Here is a 17,766-nt window from a genome sequence, read left to right as displayed (position 1 = left end):
TTGGTGGTCATGAGCAATTCAAAACACTCTTCTTTGGACTGGTCGTAATTTAAGAACCATTTCAAATCGCCTCCCGCAATAAAATCCTTTTTAGCCGAGTTAATAACAATCCCTTTTACAGATTCATCTTCTAATGCTTTGTTTACAGCAGACAGGAATTCTGACATCGTCTGTTCATTCATGAAATTCACCGGAGAGTTGGCAACATCCCAAGTAATAAAAGCAATGCCGTCAGTATCTATTGAATATTTTATATGTTGCATTTTGTTTTTTTTAGAAATTATACACGTGAGATGATGGTGGCAATGCCCATACCGCCACCAACGCAGAGTGTGGCTAAGGCGGTGTTTTTATCTTGCCGTTCCAATTCGTCCAAGGCGGTTCCAAGAATCATACATCCTGTGGCCCCCAAAGGATGGCCCATAGCAATAGCACCTCCATTGACATTGACAATGGAATGGTCGATCTTCATATTTTCCATAAGACGCAACGGCACGACGGCAAAAGCCTCGTTGATCTCCCACAAATCGATATCTGAAGCATTCATTCCTGCCTTTTGTAAGGCTTTTTTGGTGGCTGGGGTTGGACCTTCCAACATGATCAAAGGTTCTGAACCAATAATGCTTCCCATTCTGATTTTTGCTCTTGGGGTCAAGCCTAATTTTTCACCAATGTCTTTGGTACCGATTAACATTAGTCCAGCACCATCCACAAGACCGGACGAATTTCCGGCGTGGTGGACGTGGTTGATGCGCTCGATCTCGATATACGTATCCAACGCCGTTTGATTGAACAATAGTTCTCCCATTTTTTCAAAAGCAGGATGCAATTGCGCCAAAGCTTCCAAGGTGGTATTCGCACGAATGTATTCGTCTTTGGATAAGTATTCCAAACCGTTGATATCTAAAACCGGAATGATTGATTTTGCAAATGCATTTTTAGCCCAAGCCGCTGCTGCCCTTTTTTGGGATTCTACTGCGAACGCATCCACATCGTTTCTTGAATAGCCAAATTTTGTGGCGATTAAATCGGCTGAGATCCCTTGGGGCACAAACTTACCAAAAGCGGCATCCGGCTCCATAACCCAAGCAGATCCGTCTATACCCATAGGCACTCTAGACATGGATTCGACGCCGCCCGCTATGATCAAATCCGACCATCCCGATCTGACCCGCGCCGCCGCTTGGTTTACCGCCTCCAATCCAGAAGCACAATAGCGGTTGAGGGAAACGGCCGCTAAATGATCGCCGTAATTGGCCACTTGTGCGGCGACTTTGGCAATGTTCCCGCCTTGTTCGCCCGCCTGCGTAACACAGCCCAATACCAAATCTTCCACATAAGAAGTATCCAAATTATTGCGCTCTTTTAATGCCTTAAGCAGCGTGGTCACTAACTGTACGGGGCTTGCTTGAGATAAGCTTCCGGTGTTTTTTCCGATGCCCCGAGGGGTTCTTACAGAATCATAAATATATGCTTCCATTCTATGAAGTTATTTAAGGGTTACTGAGTAGTAACATATCGGGTAAAAAAATATGTGACCGCATGGTTACAAATCTATACTAAAGAATTATATTTGTCAAATAAAAAAATATTAAATTTTAAAAAACGAAAGTAACTTGCCGTTTCACCCTGTAAATTACTTCTAATCTACAAATTAACAAAGCTTAAAATTAATGGGAATCACCTATTTAGAAGAGAACACTAATTTTGACTACTCCTCCGAGGGCATTCAAGAGCTCGTGAAAAGGATCGATGCCAATGCTTCTGATGCCTCTCCCCTAGATTTTTCCTTAAAGGCCTATTACTATATTCGTGATGCATGGCCTTACAATCCCTATCGTTTCAGTTTAATTGACAACGATTGGAGCGCGTCAACAATTTACACCCGCCTAACAGGCCATTGTTTGGATAAAGCTATTTTATTGATCAGCGTGTTACGGGCGAAAAATATCCCTGCGCGATTAGGTTTGGCAAAAGTTAAAAATCACATTGCCGTGGAAGATATTGTTGAAAAATTTGGCAACGATGTTTTGGTGCCACACGGGTATGTTGAACTTTATCTAAATGGCAAATGGGTGAAGGCAACCCCCGCTTTCAATAAGACCTTATGTGAAAAATTGAACGTGCCACCTTTGGAATTTGATGGGATCCATGATTCCTTGTTCCAAGCCTATGATCGGACGGGTACAATGCAGTTTATGGAATATTTGGAAGATTATGGTTCGTTTGACTACGTTCCGTTGGCCTATATGTTTGATCTAATGAAAGCGACCTACCCCACTTTAGACGAAAAAAAGATTGAATTGGGCATGGTCCTAAACCTCAACGACTTATAACACCAATTAAACCTTAAAATGCCGCATAAAATTAGTTTCTTTTTAGCTCATTTGTCGTCAAAAAAATGAACCGTAACTAAGGCTATGCTTAATTTTTCTTCCTAAACTGAACTGAAAATAATTCAAATTTTTAATACGACATTTAAAAATCCAATTGGTAAAATGAAAAAAGATAGAGCCGCTACCGAAGAGAAAATCTACGAGAGTTTTTTAAGCCTTTTAGAAGAGAAAGGACCACAAGCCGTCGGCATTAATGCGATTGCCAAGAAAGCAGAAGTATCAAAAGAACTCATCTATCGCTATTTTGGAGGCCTACAAGGCCTATTGCTCCAACTGGCCAAAAAAGGGGACTTTTTCAAATCGATGTTGGCCCTTCATGATAAAGATTTGGCAACCGTAGAAGACCTTAAGGAATTTGCCAAAGCAGGAACACAAGAGCTCCGGGAGAACAAACTCACCCAAGAAATTTTGCGTTGGCAATTGCTTGAAAACAACGAGGTGACCCGTGATTTGTTTAAATACAGTAATAAGGAAATAGGTAAAATGTTCGCTATTTCTAATAAGGATAGTTCGCTTAACCATGCCTTTCAATTGATGATTGGCGGCTATGTCTATTTCACGCTCTTGTCCAAATTCAACAAAAAGTTTATTACTACCGATTTAAGCGCTCCCGAGTCATGGGATAACTTTGATAAGGCGATTGAAAAGACGATTGATTTGTTTAATAAATAAACAGCACCGATCGTAATCAAAACATTATTTCCGCTCCCATTGGACATTTATATTTAGAACATGCTTTCTGTGGAGGACCAATAAATTTCGGTCCACTTTAAAAACCGTTGCGATAAGATGGTGCGCTTACAAAAATAGGACTTATAGGTTAGGGCATAGTTATCCTGATTTCATTGAAACTGCTTTGATTTCCCGTTTTATCTACTGCGGTCACCCCAATCGTAGTTAAAGGCACCTGCTTATCTGCTTGGTCTATGTGAAGTGATATTTCAGCCGAATTTTTTGTTCTATCCAAGATTTTATAATCCCATCCTTTGTCATACTTATAGAATACCACCCATTTAAATACATCTTCCAATTGGGGGTGGTCCCAGGTGATGACCACTTTATTATTGACAATTTTGGTAGCGACTGTAGGCGCTTCGGGAAGGATTGTATTGAGCCAAGGACTTGCCGGAACTAAGGCCGGTTTCTTATAGGGTCCCTCCAACAACCCCTGAGCGAGCTTTGGATAGTTTAACAACGGACTGATACTCCAATGGACAGTGCCCATACTTTCGGGGAGCATCCCACGCGTGATCATAATCTGATTTATCGTTTCATCAACATTATCATCCCCCCCGCCATGGTAGAGACTGATTCCAGGCCATAAGTGACGGGCCAGTGTGTTTTCACTTTTCCACCAGCCCAACAAGACCGGGAAACTTTGTGGCGCTTGGTTGATTTTCCAATACAATTGCGGTGTAAAGTAATCGATCCAGCCCTTATTCAGCCATAGTTTCGCATCAGCGTACAACTCATTGTATTGATCCATCCCCGCAATGGATTCTGGATGGCCAGGCCGCCAAATCCCGAACGGACTCAAACCAAATTTGACTTCAGGTTTTTCAGCTTTAATTTCTGTGTAGATCCGTTTTACAAATGTATTTACGGCTTCCCTTCTCCACTCCGGTATGGATTGCGTACCGCCAGACTTTAAATAGTTTTGATAGCTTTCAGCATCCGGAAAATCCAGACCGTCGTTATACGATGCATACGGATAGAAATAATCGTCAAAATGAACGCCATCCACATCATATCTTTTGACAATATCCATCACCACGGCGGCAGAATGATCTTGCGTAGTTGTCTTGGATGGATCCATCCACCACATCCCATTCTTTAATGAGACCATAATTTCCGGATGGGTTTGCACCAAAGATTTTGGACTTAGCTCACCTCCTGTGGTGTGATGGGAGCGGTATGGATTTAACCATACATGTAATTCCAATCCTCTGTCATGGGCGGCATCAATCCAAAAACTCAAGGGGTCGTACCAAGGTTCTGGCGCTTTTCCTACTTCTCCTGATAAGAAATAAGACCAGGGCTCCAAATGACTATTGTACATGGCATCCGCTTGGGGCCTTACTTGAAAGATTACGGCGTTGTAATTATGGTCTTTTAGAAAATCCAGTAATTTTAGCGCTTCTTCTTGCTGTTCTTGAGTGGACAAACCCGGTTTGCTTGGCCAATTGATATTCGCTACGGTGGCAATCCACGCCGCTCTAAATTCCCGCATCACATAAGGACTTGGGCTGAATTTTGAATCCGGCTGTTGTTCTTGGCCAACGGGGCTTTTTATATCCTGTGGTGATTCTATAGAGGTGGGTTCTGAACCGACCGTCTTAGCTGATTTACAGGCATTAATAAAAAAAGAAAAAAGTAATACGAGGTAAATGAAAAGATTTTTTGTCCACATAATGAAATGAAACTAGAATGACTTACAAATTTATTGAAAAAAAAAGAGCCACCGGGAGTGTCTCTTTTTATTTAGCTTACTATACAAGTTTACCGTTCCCTCCAATAATCAATATTTTTTGATGTTGGGGTTGGCGCATAGGTGCCTCTAATTTGGGTAGAGTATACCCTGCCTTTACTGGCAAGCGTTACGGTGTTTTGAATATAAGGAGTGGATGTTTCCACTTGGTAATCTGTCCCTGATTCAAAAATTCTGAAATTATATTTCCCAGGTTGTAATTCCTTATAATTGCCCGCTTGTTTAAAAGCAATCCCATTACCAAGGGCGATAACTTGAGCCGGTTGTGCAGGGGCAGTCTCCGTGGCGGGAACTGCTGCTTTGACGGCATAAGCATCTACCGCGAAGGGGATAGCGGTCATAGAATTGACAAATCGCCAATAGATTTTCACATGATCAGGTTCTGGGAGATCATCTTCAATTAGAAAAATCTCATAATTGTCCATAGTTCCGACCAAGTATAAAGAATAATGTGTGTCCGCAGCAAAGGACAGCGAATTGGCAACTACAGTATTGCCTTCTATATCTCTGGCTGACACATTAAACGTCCCTGCAGGAATCATAGCATAAGCATTGGACGGAAATACGGATGCGTAGGCATTCCCTCTCACTTCATCCGTTGTAGATGAGGCTATTGAACTCACCTTTTTATCGTCAAAATAGAAGTTAACATTTGGAGCATCTTGAGCATGAAAGAAAATTTTCACATAGGTTGCAGCTTCAGGAACATTCTCCGTAACTTCAGGAATGGCATTTTCATCGCAGGCGCTAAAAATTAGACTTACTGCAAGAATTATTAGTGTATTGAATGTCTTTCTCATAATTGTATCGTTTATTCAGGTTTACTAAACCAAGTTTCGTACGTGTGATAATCTTCTTCATAGGCTCCTATAACTTCCAGCGCATCCTTGTTCCACATATATTCTGAATTATACCTTGGTCGGGCACGGTAAGCTGGGTTTCCATTATTGGAAATATATAAAGGATCTGGCAATTCAAAGCCTTTGTAAACAGGATCCGCGGCATCAATATCATAGTGATAGCGTCTCATGTCCGACCAGGTTTCGAGCATGCCCCACCCCCAAGTGGCGATGTATTTTTGAAGCATGATTTTAGATAAAGTCAGTTCCTCTGTTGCCACAGGAAACAATTCAGTGCTATTCAAATAGGCAGTTTTTCTACTCTCAAATAATGCAGGATCCGGTGCATATTGTTTGGCAAAATCCATGTGAGATTTCACCCCTTCTTGGTAGGCCGTAAGCGCTACATCTTTTTTATTGGAGATGAAGGCCGCTTCAGATTTTATAAATTGCAGCTGGGCATAGGTCATTAGAGGAAATCTTGCAGCGTTATTAAAAAAATAGATTTGTGGCGATGGGGTACTGCCCTTGTAACCTACTTGATTCCAGAAATTTTTAGGAACGAGGCTCGCTTCTGCCGCAGACCATTCATTAATACCAAGTTCTGGTGAGATCCCTCTATATTGTCCGTCAGGAGAAGGAGCCATCATTGCAGTGATTCTTGGATCTTTAAGATGTTCTGTTGCATTTTCCGGTAAGGGATCGGCACCAATCAAGCTAGGATCGGTCAGTTCAGGATTCGTACCATCGAGCAAGCCCATCATGAATTTGGTTTGACGGTAATAACCAATGTTATCTCTCAAAGGACCGAAGAAATTGGTATCGGCACTAACCGTTCCATCAAAACCAATGCTCGCGTCATCTTGGTTTCCTGTGAAAGCTTGGTCCACATAACCGATGACTTCGTCAGCATTATAAGAGCTTTTATTGGTAAGACGGTGCGCGTTAATGGCCAATAAACCATAAGCGAATTTCTTCCACTTATCTCGGTTCCCCGCATAAATAAGGTCGGCTTGGATTAAGCCAGAATCACTTGGACTTAAGCCATCGGTCCGGTCTAAATTTTCTATTCCCAATAGTAATAGTCTTTTAATTTCTTCATAAACAACAGGCTGTTCGTCATAATTAAAAACACGCTGATCTGAATTGAAGGCTTCAGTGACAATTACAGGGCCATGATAATCTGTCAGCATCTGCCATCCATACGCTCTCATGATGTAGCCTACCCCAACAAAATCATATTTTTTATTGTTGATGCCACTCTCAATCATATCTGAGAGGTTATAGCCCATACTAAAGTACACCGCTCTCCAAAGTTGTGCATAGGTATCCGAAAGTGGATTGCTATGCAAGTTCAAAGAGTAGGACGATCCTGAGGTATAGGCCCAGTTCTGAGTATAAAACCCGGCAAATCTTCCATCCCATTGCACTGCTACAGCCATTTCAGACTGAATTTGTGGTAAAAACAGTTCCGGTTGCAAAAGTGAATCCGGTCCGTTTGGGTTGGTATTGACGTCTAAGTAGTCTGAACACGCTGAAAATGTCAGTGTTCCGGCAACCATTAAACCTATGTATATTATTTTTTTCATCGCTTATTTTATTTAAAATCCAACTTTTAATCCAAAATTTATACCCATTGGCAACGGAAAGTTACCATAATCCAATCCGGCACCTCCAGCTCCACCTACGGCCGCTGAGTTTCCATTCGCTACTGGATCGAGTCCAGAATAATTAGTCAATAAGAAAAGATCGGTACCTGTGACAAAGATATTGGCGTTGGTCAAGAATTTAGTACTGTCCAAAAAGCTTTGAGGCAAGTTATAACTAAAAGTTACGTCTCTTAAGCGCATCCAATTGATATCCTTTTCTATGAAACTGTTATGCGGATAAATGGAGGACCAATATGTAGAGTTACGGTAGAGATCTATTGGGATGTTGTTGCTGGTAGGGTTTGCAGTGTTTTCATATCCATCCTTTAGAACTCCGGTTACAACACGTGGTGTTTCTCTATCCAGAGTTCTTTTACTCAAACCTCTTGTAGTTAAATAATGCTCGGTAGCATTATAGACATCACCTCCCACTCGGAAATCCAATAAGAAATTCAAGGAGAAATTCTTATATCTAAAGGTATTGGTCACCCCGATCATGAAGGTTGGATTTCTATCTCCAACAATCACCCATTCACTCGTATCCTGGATTGGTAATCCGTTGGTAGGGTTGATCAATACATCCCCTTGATCATTTCTTTGATAATCGTAACCTGTAAAGGTGGTTAAAGGGCCGCCCACTCTTGATCCCACACGAACGTTGCCATATAACCAAGTATCCGAGTTATAAAATTCTTCAACATCTCCAGGAAGTTTAACCAGTTCACTCCAATTTTTGGAGTAATTGGCCAAGATATCCCATGAAAAATCATTGGTTAAGATAGGTGTTGCATTTAACTGAAGTTCGATGCCTTCATTCTGGATTTCACCCGCGTTAAAGGTCATAAGAACAAATCCGGTGGCATAACTAAGTCTCAAGTTTTGAACAATCTGATCTACAGAGTTCTTCTTGAAGTAGGTTGCATCCAATCCTATTCTATTTTTTAAGAATTTCAATTCCAGTCCATATTCATAGGAGGTGGTCATCTCTGGTATCAAATTCAAACTTGGACCGGTAAACCCGTATCTAAATCCTCCACCGGTAGTAAGGGAATTGGTATAAAACGGTCGGATATTGTAAGGATTGGCGTCCTTACCTACTTGGGCAATAGAACCTCTTATCTTTCCATAGCTCAGCACATCGCTTTTAAGACCACCGATTTCTGTAAAAACAAAACTCAAACCCGCAGACGGGTAAAAGAATGAATTATTTTGTTTAGGTAAGGTGGAACTCCAGTCATTTCTACCCGTTAAGGTTAAAAACAGCATATTATCATAACTTGCATTTATACTGGCGAATGCTCCCACTAAACGACGTTCAGTTAAGTTGTTAAACGCTCTGTGCGTCTTTAGATCCGTATTATTAATGGACCACAAATCTGGTGCTTGAAAGTTTTGACCTCCTGCGGCAGCACTAAAGGTATTATAATCATATACCGCACTACCAATTTTTATATCGGTAATAATCTTATCATTTAAAAGTTTTGGCGGGGTGATTTGCGTATAGTATTGCAGCGTTAAATTTCTAGTGGTTGACAAAGCTTGATCAAAGATCCCACCATAAGATTTTCCAGTGTTCGATTCCGGGTGTCTTACAATCGTGTTTTTAGTGGTATAATAATCGACCCCTACCTGTCCCACAAATTTCAACCATTTTAATGGCGTAGCCGTAACAACGGTGTTTAACTTGTAGCGGTCCGTCAAAGAATTCAGTTGATTTTTATTGACGTTAAAAAATGGGTTTTCAACCGCATTGGCATAATCGGCGTAATCCCTTCTCTTACCTGCTGGGGTCAAATAATTACTTGCATCATCCGTTGATGGCCAAAGTAATAAATGTAATAACGGCCCACCTGCCCCTCTAAAGGCTTGATCATTATCTGAACGGGTATAATCAAACGAGACATCCGCCGAAATAAACTTGTTGACTTCTGCGGTCAGGACACTTGAAATGTTCAGCTTTTCCAATCCTGTATTAGGAATAAACCCTTCAGAGCTGGTATTGGAAGCAGACACACGGTATTGGGTTTTTTCACTGCCTCCAGAAATAGAGATATTATGTTTTTGGCTAAAAGCATCATTGAAGAAGGCCTTCACATTATCATAAAAATAAGTTCCCTCTGGATAAGGCTCACCAAAATAATACAACTCTTCATTGCCTTCATTGGTAAACCCATTCTCTCCTCGGTCATAAGTTTGTTGAATCTCCGGATATTCTACAATCCGATCCACTCGAACACTCGTGCTATAATCAATTCGTGCTTTACCCGCCTTCCCTCTCTTGGTAGTAATTACAATAGCTCCAGAGGCGGCTTCAATTCCATATAACGCAGCGGCTTCCGGCCCTTTCAGGACAGTTACAGATTCAATATCTTCCGGATTGATATCCGCACCACGGTTCGTAAAATCGATGCCTCGGTTTTCAAAAGATGTTGCGGTATTCAGGGAAGATGCAAAAACAGATGTTGCTGTCGTATTATTACTGATAGGCAATCCATCTACTACAAACAGCGGCTGGTTATTGCCACTTAACGAACTGATGCCCCTAATAACGACGGACGTGGAAGATCCTGGAAGTCCTGAAGTACTGTTGACTTCCACTCCGGCCACGCGTCCTGCCAAACCATTAATAAAGTTGTCACGTTGCGTTGCAGCCAAGGTAGATCCTTTTATTTCGGTCACGGTATAGCCTAGTGCTTTCTTCTCTCTTTTAATACCTAAGGCAGTGACTACAACTTCATCCAAACCTTCAAGATCCTCCATTAAGGTGACATTAAAATTGGTTCGGGTCCCTATTGTAAACTCCTGATTGACCAGACCAATGGAGGAAATCACTAAAACGGCCTCACTATTATCCTTTACACCCAAGGTAAACTTCCCATCGATATCCGTTACAGTTCCGGTATTGGTGTTCTTAATATATACAGAAGCTCCTGAAACTGGCATATTTTTGTCATCAATGACCCTTCCGGTCAAGATCCGCTCTTGGGCAAAAGCCTGAAATCCCATAAGGCAGAGTAACATTAACAGTAATCGTTTTTCCATAATAGACATCCATTTATTAAATTGTTTTCATTTATTATTGACCTACTTTAATTGCTCTTAAAAATTGTGAGTAAGCAATTTCGGACTTTCAATATTAAGGGTTTTTTTCTTAAATTATGTTAAAATTTCTGATTTTCTCTTAATAAATTGTAAATACTGCCTCAAATATCAGTGTTAATCTACTTTTCTTGCCGTTTTATAGACTCAAAGACGCACTAGGATTTTAATCCTAATCAACAATTACAGTGAAATTATATCCATTACCTGCATTATTCTAAGAATGTGACATACCGTTTTGCATGAATAAAATCTTAGGAGATAAAAACAGGTCTGAACATATTTAATGGATCAGGACAACTCCCCATACACAAACTTTTTCTGCCTAACCCCTATCTGACTACCCCTTCTTTCTATTTTTTCTCTATTGCAACAATATCAGGAGAAGAGCTAACCCATATTCGATTAAGTTTTAATTTTGCGCGAAATAAAATTAATCACACGGTTTATGACCCAAAACGTCCAAAGTCAAAAAAGTAGAGGTTGGATTTTAGCCGCTTTAATGCTCACCATGGCTTTGGCCGCCATGGATAGCACCATTGTAGCTACCGCAATTCCGCAAATTGTGGGCGATTTGGGTGGATTTTCGCTATTCAGTTGGCTGTTCTCCATTTATCTTTTGATTCAAACCATTACCATTCCCATTTATGGAAAACTTGCGGATATCTATGGTCGAAAACCCATCCTAATTTATGGGGTGATTGTCTTCCTGTTAGGCTCTGCTGCTTGTGCAGGAGCTTGGGATATGATCAGTTTGATTGCCTTTAGAGGCTTACAAGCCGTGGGTGCCGGTGCGATTATGGCGACGGTCAATACCATTGCGGCCGATATATACACCCTAGAAGAACGGGCTAAAATTCAGGGTTGGCTTTCCAGTGTTTGGGGAGTTTCCGCCATTTTAGGTCCGACCATAGGTGGCGCCTTGGCCGATTATGCTTCTTGGCGCTGGATCTTCCTGATCAACATTCCGGTGGGGATTGGCTCTATTATCATGATCAGCATTTTTCTTAAGGAAAACAAACCGATTAAATACACAAAAATCGATTGGCTTGGTGCGTTGGCATTATTGATTACCGGCGGATTTATCATGTTCGGATTGATGCAAGGAGGCCAATCTTGGGATTGGATTTCTTATGAAACCCTTATTTTTATCGGGACTGCTACCGTTTTAGTTTATGCTACGATGAAAATCGAGTCGCGCGCCGAAAGTCCTATTTTACCGCGATGGGTGTGGCGAAAACGCGTCCTGGTTGGTGCCAATCTAGCGACCATAGGTATGGGCTGCATGACTATGGGTCCTAATATGTTTTTACCCGTTTTTGCACAATCGGTCATTGGCGTTGGTGCCATCACCGCAGGGTTTATATTAGCGAGTATGAGTATCACGTGGCCCATTTCGTCTTCCTTTTCGGGAAAACTGTATCTGCGGATAGGCTTTAGAAACACCGCACTTTGCGGAATTTTAATTGTGATCATCGCCGTGTCCAGCTTCTTGTTCATGCCCTATCCCGGTTCTGTAGCCGCTTTGGTGGGGGTCCAGTTGCTCATGGGAGCCGGTTTTGGATTGATTTCAACGCCGTTGATGGTTGGGGTACAATCTACAGTAGATTGGGGACAAAGAGGCGTGGTTACGGGGGCTAGTATGTTCTCTAGATATTTTGGACAAAGCTTAGGGGCGGCTGTTTTTGCGGCTATTTTCAATTCGGTCCTAATGGATAAATTGACGGAGGCGCCCGCCAATTTGCAAAATACCTTACCCAAGGTCAATCAAGTAGTGGAAGTTTTACAATCGGCACATTCCGATGATACCGTGCAAAATTATTTACAGCACGTATTTTTTGATTCGACCCATACCGTGTATATCGGTTTACTCACCGTAGGCATCCTTACGCTTATCGTTTTATTATTAACGCCGAAGCACTTTGGTAAAATTGATCCGTTTTAAATAGCGAACATTAAATTGAAGTTGAATTTGAACCTAACCATTTACTAAATTTTAAACGTCGAAGGGTGAACTCATAACTTTAAACCCTCCCCACCCGAAGCCATCTAAATAGTCACTATCTTGCGCCCTTAAGTTCCCATCAACAAATGGGAAAGGTGGTTCGAAAATTCTCCCACTTTAAAAAACTAAGAAACACTTTATGTCCTCTATTAAAAAACACCGACTGGTCCTACTCTTGGTCGGATTTCACATTCTTATTGTTGCGTCCAGCAATTACTTGGTCCAATTTCCTATCTCTGTTTTGGGATTCAAGGCCACTTGGGGCGCTTTCACCTTTCCGTTCATCTTTTTGGCAACAGATCTGACCGTACGCCTTTTTGGTGCGCCCTTGGGACGGCGGATTGTTTTTTACGCCATGTTTCCGGCCTTGGCAGTTTCCTATTTTGTCACCGTTGCCTTTCGTCAGGGGCTGTGGTTGGGATTTGATGCCTTTCTCAGCTTTGACCTCTTTGTGGCACGGATTGCCATTGCCAGTTTTGCCGCTTATGTGGTGGGACAGATTTTGGACATTTTCGTGTTCAATAAACTTAGGCAGCATAAACAATGGTGGCACGCACCGCTGGCTTCAGGTATTTTTGGAAATTTAATGGATACCTTCACCTTTTTCTTCATTGCCTTTTACAAAACTTCAGATGTGTATCTTGCAGAAAATCTGGTGGAAATTGCCACGGTTGATTATATCTTTAAAATAATCATCAGTGGATTGTTTTTTCTTCCGCTTTATAAAGTCGTTTTAGATCGGGTAACGAAAAGGTTACACAAAAAGATTCAATAAACTAAAAGTTATCCAAACAAATATCGCGGCCTAATCTCACTGGGCTTAGTTGTCATGCTCCATTGTCCGAATTGTCTTTTCTGTTTATTAAATAATTGATATGTAAGACAAATTTAGAAGATTTCGTTTCTAAAGCGTTCCAAGCACGAGATAACGATTATATTCCAGCTACTTTTGCCTCTTCAATTGTTGCACACACCAGACTTTTGGGACCAGGAGAATCAGATGCCATTGAATTTAAAATTGAAACTCCCGGAGTTTATAACTTTATATGTAGTTTTCCCGGACATTGGGGAACTATGAAAAGTACAATTACCGTTAAATAATTTTATTTTTCTTTAAAATAGTAAGGCAATCGCTATCGGTTGCCTTTTTTGTTTTAAGATTAGTGGTGACCATTAAATAGCGGTTATCTGTTATAAGCGAAATGAAAACTTAGTCCATTTTCTGTAAAACATAAAAAATCAGACCTCCCAATCCGTAACAAACCACATCCCAGATATCTCCGGTGTAACGATAATCCTGTTGCGGGAGATAATATTCAAAAACAAATGAAAAAAGGGCTACTAAGCTTAAGATTGTAAACGCATTCAGACGGATGTTTCTATCCTTTTTAATGTACCATACACCGTGAAGACACAGGGTTGCAACTATCGGGATGGCTAAAAAATCGTTAAGATGATGAAAGATCCAGTTAGGACCGGATATCGAAAGAAACTTCAAACTTTGCACCACAAAAAACACCGCAAGTGACAGAAGCACGTATAGATGCAACAATTTGAGTGGCAATTTTCGTATCATATAAAAAGCATGGCAATGAGCCACGCAATGAACATCCCAATGGCCATCACCACTGCCCAGACCGAATAAAACATATAATAAATACCGCGAACCAACCAAAACCGATGGGTTTTCATACGTTCAGAAAATGATTTCTTCTGGGCTGCTTTGGCGGTTGCAATAGGTTTGGATTCCGTTTGACCAACATGCTTGCTAGAAGGGATAGTGCTTTCTTGTTCCTGCGAAACGGATTTGTCTTGGGTCCTATTTAGGTTGTCTTTTTGCTCTGACATCTCATTCAAAATTCAACCTACAAGAATACAAATAATTTTTTACGATGGACGGGAATTAGGCTATAGTTTAACAATTTGGCTGACCAGATCTTGATTGTTATCCGAAGCTAAAGAGCGTAAGGATCAAAATAAACAACAGGTCCGGCAAATACCGAACCTGTTGTTTTATTACCCCTTTTGTTGCACATTAAATCATTAGCGTCTTATAAAAAAATTAATGAATACATTTAAAACAACGCCTATTACGAGGTATTAAAAATGACTCTATACTAATCTATTTCTTATTTTTTAAAAATCAAGTCTTTGTTCTTTGCTCTATTAGCGCAGCGGTCTAGATTCTTATTGGACAAAAACAACTCTAAATCAACGAGTTAAGCCTCACAACTTGCACAATCTTTCTTCTGCGCGAATTTTTGGGCGGCATTCATACTGTGCTGGTAGTAAAGTGATTTCAATCCTAATTTCCAGGCAGTTACGTGAATTTTATTGATCTCTTTGACTGGCATTTCAGGATGCACAATAATGTTCACCGATTGGCCCTGATCAATATGGTTTTGACGGTTGGCCGCTTGGTAAATAATATCCAATTGGTCAATTTCAGAATAGGTTTTAAAGACGTCTTTTTCATCCTGGGTCAAAAAGTCAAGATGCTGCACGGAACCGTCATTATTACGGATGTCTCTCCAAACATCAGGATTGTTCTGTCCTTTTTCTTCCAGCAAGGCCTCTAAATAAGAGTTTTTAATGGTGGTTTTAACCTTGGCTATATCCTTCACATAGACATTGGACCAAATAGGTTCGATACCCTGAGAAACCTGACCTAAAATAAAGGCTGATGAGGTGGTTGGTGCAATAGCATTCAGCGTAGTATTTCGTCTGCCGTACCCTTTAAGAATTTCTGGTTCTCCAAAGAGTTCAGCCAATTCTTCTGAAGCTTTATATGATTTTTCTTGTATTTCCTTAAATATTTCGCTGTTCAGGTTATAGGCCTCTTGGCTATTAAAAGCTAACATTTTAGATTGCAATAAAGAATGCCAACCCAAAACTCCAAGTCCCAAAGCACGGTTGTCCTTAGCAAAGTTATAGGCACGTTCCATAAAAAGGAAAGTCTGTCTGTCTTCTCTACTTTCAGAATCGCGATAAGCTTCCAATTTATCTACAAACTCAGTGATCACGGCATCCAAGAAATAGACCATAGTCTCAACGGCATCGGTATCTTTCCATTTGTCATAATGCAATAAATTCACTGATGAGAGCACGCACACAAAAGACCAGTCGTCATTTGAAGGCAACATGATCTCGGTACAGAGATTACTGGCGTAAATAGGAAGATTTTTGTCCTTATAAACATCTGCCGCTCCATTATTGGCATTGTCTTTAAAGAAAATATATGGGTAGCCCATTTCACCTCTTCTTTGGAGCACTTTTGCCCAAATGGAACGTTTTGCTTCATCACCTGCTACCATTTCTTCCATCCATTGGTTGGTTACGGTTACCCCATGGGTCAACTCCTGAATAGGATTTCCTTCCGTACCAATTTCCAAAAACTCCATAATATCTGGATGCTCTACCGGTAAATACGGAGAGAATCGGCCACGTCTTACGGACCCTTGGCTCACGACATCCACCATGGATTCGAACAATTGCATGATGTGAACTGCACCGGATGCTTGCCCGTTATTTTTTACTTCAGCACCTCGATGACGGATTTTCCCGAAATAACCTGACGTTCCTCCCCCAAGTTTGGACATCATTCCTACTTCCGATTGGGTATATAGAATATTCCCCATGTCGTCACCAATATGCGATCCAAAACAGCTGATTGGAAGGCCTCTCTTCTTACCGAAATTTGACCAAACAGGTGATGCCAAAGAGAAAAAACCTTCAGACATATAACCATAAAATTTATTGGCGTATCCAGGGATGCCCAAGATTTGTTCCGCTCTATCCGCTATTTCGCGAATGCGCTCCTCTGCAGTCACGCCGGGCGTTAGATAGCCTGAAGCTAAAAAGTTACGGCTGTGTTCATTGAGCCATTCAAAACCTTGTGGTTTGTTTTCTCCCGTTTTTTGGAGCGCTTCTTTTCGAGCGTTTACAAGGTGATCAGTTTCTGAAATTGTTTTTGAAATTTGTGTGTCGAGGGTAGGGTTTTGATTGTTCATTTAAAAAAGGTCATCACTGGTTATACTTTGAGTTCTTTTACTGTAATTGATAGAGCGTTTCACGAAAAAATCGCCATGTTTGGTACCGATGATCTCGTCATCAAACCATTCCGTTTGTGCTATGAGGCTTTCGTCTATTTCAAATATTTTAGCTATTCCTATACTTTCAAGGGAGTTGTTAAATCGGTTTTTTATAAATTCATTGACGACGGCCTTAGGCAGGAAGTCCAATTCGCCGTCTTCAAAAATCCAGTCTACGATTCTACTTTCAGATGCAAAGGCTTCTTTACACACTTCTTGGATCATTTTGTTGTAGTTCTCATCAAACCACTCCGGGTTTTCGTCTTTGATTATTTTGATGATATCGATTCCGAAATCGCCGTGGATCTGCTCCTCTTTGGAGGTGGCTTCTACCACGTTAGAAATTCCCTTCAGCATATTTTTATGCTTATTAAAGGCCATAATGATCAGGAATTGAGAGAATAAAGACACGTGTTCGATAAAGAGTGAGAAGAGTAAAATAGATTCTGCAAATTCTTTATTATCCTCACTTTTTGCGTTTTTAAGGGCCGTTTCCAAATATTGAACCCGCATCATGATGGCTGGTTTTTTCTTAAGATCCTTAAATTCTTCGTTTAGGCCAAGGATTTCCAATAAATGCGAATAAGCATCGTGATGGCGCACCTCACTTTCGGCAAAGGTGGCCCCTACAGAGCCTATTTCGGGTTTTGGCATTCGGTGATAGATATCGCCCCAGAAACTTTTCACGGCAACTTCAATTTGCGAGATGGCCAACATGGTATTTTTGATGGCACTGCGCTCCACTTCGGTCAGTCGGGTTTTAAAATCCTGGATGTCACTGGTAAAATTAAATTCGGTGTGGATCCAATAGGAATGACGAATAGCTGGTACGTATTCATAGAGTGCTGGATACTCATAAGGTTTTAAATTGATACGCTTTTCAAAGATATTCAGTTTCCGTCTTTGGGTCTGCTGATTTCTGTAAAGAATATAGCCTTTTGCAACATCAAAGAACCCACTTTCCATCAATTTTGTTTCCACGAAATCCTGAACCTCCTCTACGGTAGGGATGTAGTTGCTATCTAATTGTTTTCTGTCTAAGAGCGCTTCATAAACCTTGTCAGATATGCGTTGCGCATCTTCTGGCCCTCCATGTTTTGCAGCGGTCATCGCTTTCAATATTGCATCAGTAATCTTCTGTAAATGAAAGAGTTTTGTAGTAAAATCTCTTTTAATCACCTGGGTAATCTCCATACGAG

The 17,766-nt window shown here is 41.0% G+C and carries 15 protein-coding genes and 1 riboswitch; of the genes, 5 read left to right on the top strand and 10 right to left on the bottom strand.

What is annotated here, in order from left to right:
- On the bottom strand, nucleotides 1-263 hold a 263-nt coding region (locus tag VLZ86_RS06930; protein WP_325449904.1), incomplete at its 3' end, for an enoyl-CoA hydratase-related protein.
- 17 nt (nucleotides 264-280) lie between these two features.
- On the bottom strand, nucleotides 281-1,480 hold the full coding sequence (locus tag VLZ86_RS06925; protein WP_325449903.1) for an acetyl-CoA C-acetyltransferase: 1,200 nt from the start codon (nucleotides 1,478-1,480) through the stop codon (nucleotides 281-283).
- A gap of 193 nt (nucleotides 1,481-1,673) precedes the next feature.
- Between VLZ86_RS06925 and VLZ86_RS06920 the strand changes: the two genes are divergently transcribed.
- Entirely contained in the window at nucleotides 1,674-2,336 is a 663-nt protein-coding gene (locus tag VLZ86_RS06920) for a transglutaminase family protein (protein WP_325449902.1), read from the top strand.
- Between the two features lie 162 nt (nucleotides 2,337-2,498).
- Nucleotides 2,499-3,068, top strand: coding sequence for a TetR/AcrR family transcriptional regulator (locus tag VLZ86_RS06915; protein WP_325449901.1), 570 nt, complete (start codon nucleotides 2,499-2,501; stop codon nucleotides 3,066-3,068).
- 148 nt (nucleotides 3,069-3,216) lie between these two features.
- Here VLZ86_RS06915 and VLZ86_RS06910 read toward each other — a convergent pair whose 3' ends face one another.
- The 4 genes from VLZ86_RS06910 to VLZ86_RS06895 all read right to left on the bottom strand — a co-directional run bounded on the left by VLZ86_RS06910 (nucleotide 3,217) and on the right by VLZ86_RS06895 (nucleotide 10,414).
- The gene (locus tag VLZ86_RS06910) at nucleotides 3,217-4,806 is read right to left on the bottom strand and encodes a glycoside hydrolase family 10 protein (RefSeq protein ID WP_325449900.1); all 1,590 of its coding nucleotides are present in this window, start codon (nucleotides 4,804-4,806) and stop codon (nucleotides 3,217-3,219) included.
- Nucleotides 4,807-4,895: 89 nt separating this feature from the next.
- The gene (locus tag VLZ86_RS06905; RefSeq protein WP_325449899.1) at nucleotides 4,896-5,684 is read right to left on the bottom strand and encodes a DUF4397 domain-containing protein; all 789 of its coding nucleotides are present in this window, start codon (nucleotides 5,682-5,684) and stop codon (nucleotides 4,896-4,898) included.
- A gap of 11 nt (nucleotides 5,685-5,695) precedes the next feature.
- Entirely contained in the window at nucleotides 5,696-7,312 is a 1,617-nt protein-coding gene (locus tag VLZ86_RS06900) for a SusD/RagB family nutrient-binding outer membrane lipoprotein (protein WP_325449898.1), read from the bottom strand.
- A gap of 12 nt (nucleotides 7,313-7,324) precedes the next feature.
- Entirely contained in the window at nucleotides 7,325-10,414 is a 3,090-nt protein-coding gene (locus VLZ86_RS06895; protein ID WP_325449897.1) for a SusC/RagA family TonB-linked outer membrane protein, read from the bottom strand.
- 505 nt (nucleotides 10,415-10,919) lie between these two features.
- Between VLZ86_RS06895 and VLZ86_RS06890 the strand changes: the two genes are divergently transcribed.
- From VLZ86_RS06890 to VLZ86_RS06880, 3 genes are all read left to right on the top strand, one after another.
- A complete protein-coding gene (locus VLZ86_RS06890) occupies nucleotides 10,920-12,416 on the top strand; it encodes an MDR family MFS transporter (protein ID WP_325449896.1) in 1,497 nt (498 codons plus the stop codon).
- A gap of 149 nt (nucleotides 12,417-12,565) precedes the next feature.
- Nucleotides 12,566-12,611: riboswitch (PreQ1 riboswitch) on the top strand.
- 4 nt (nucleotides 12,612-12,615) lie between these two features.
- Complete coding sequence (locus tag VLZ86_RS06885) at nucleotides 12,616-13,251, top strand: 7-cyano-7-deazaguanine/7-aminomethyl-7-deazaguanine transporter (protein ID WP_325449895.1); 636 nt, start codon at nucleotides 12,616-12,618, stop codon at nucleotides 13,249-13,251.
- A 95-nt stretch (nucleotides 13,252-13,346) separates the two neighbouring features.
- Nucleotides 13,347-13,577 carry a plastocyanin/azurin family copper-binding protein gene (locus VLZ86_RS06880; protein ID WP_325449894.1) on the top strand — a complete coding sequence of 77 codons (231 nt, stop codon included), beginning with the start codon at nucleotides 13,347-13,349 and terminating at the stop codon, nucleotides 13,575-13,577.
- Nucleotides 13,578-13,686: 109 nt separating this feature from the next.
- Here VLZ86_RS06880 and VLZ86_RS06875 read toward each other — a convergent pair whose 3' ends face one another.
- The 4 genes from VLZ86_RS06875 to VLZ86_RS06860 form a co-directional block, all read right to left on the bottom strand.
- Nucleotides 13,687-14,013, bottom strand: a complete 327-nt coding sequence (locus VLZ86_RS06875; RefSeq protein WP_325449893.1) for a hypothetical protein — start codon at nucleotides 14,011-14,013, stop codon at nucleotides 13,687-13,689.
- 35 nt (nucleotides 14,014-14,048) lie between these two features.
- Nucleotides 14,049-14,324: a hypothetical protein gene (locus tag VLZ86_RS06870; protein ID WP_325449892.1), complete on the bottom strand. Its 276-nt coding sequence runs from the start codon at nucleotides 14,322-14,324 to the stop codon at nucleotides 14,049-14,051.
- A gap of 371 nt (nucleotides 14,325-14,695) precedes the next feature.
- Nucleotides 14,696-16,486, bottom strand: coding sequence for a ribonucleoside-diphosphate reductase subunit alpha (locus VLZ86_RS06865; RefSeq protein ID WP_325449891.1), 1,791 nt, complete (start codon nucleotides 16,484-16,486; stop codon nucleotides 14,696-14,698).
- Entirely contained in the window at nucleotides 16,487-17,761 is a 1,275-nt protein-coding gene (locus VLZ86_RS06860; RefSeq protein WP_325449905.1) for a ribonucleotide-diphosphate reductase subunit beta, read from the bottom strand.
- Nucleotides 17,762-17,766 lie beyond the last annotated feature (5 nt).

This window comes from Gelidibacter sp. (assembly GCF_035515035.1).
Lineage (GTDB): Bacteria > Bacteroidota > Bacteroidia > Flavobacteriales > Flavobacteriaceae > Gelidibacter.
Note: the sequence above shows the minus strand (reverse complement) of the source record. Positions and strands in the feature narration are given on the sequence as shown.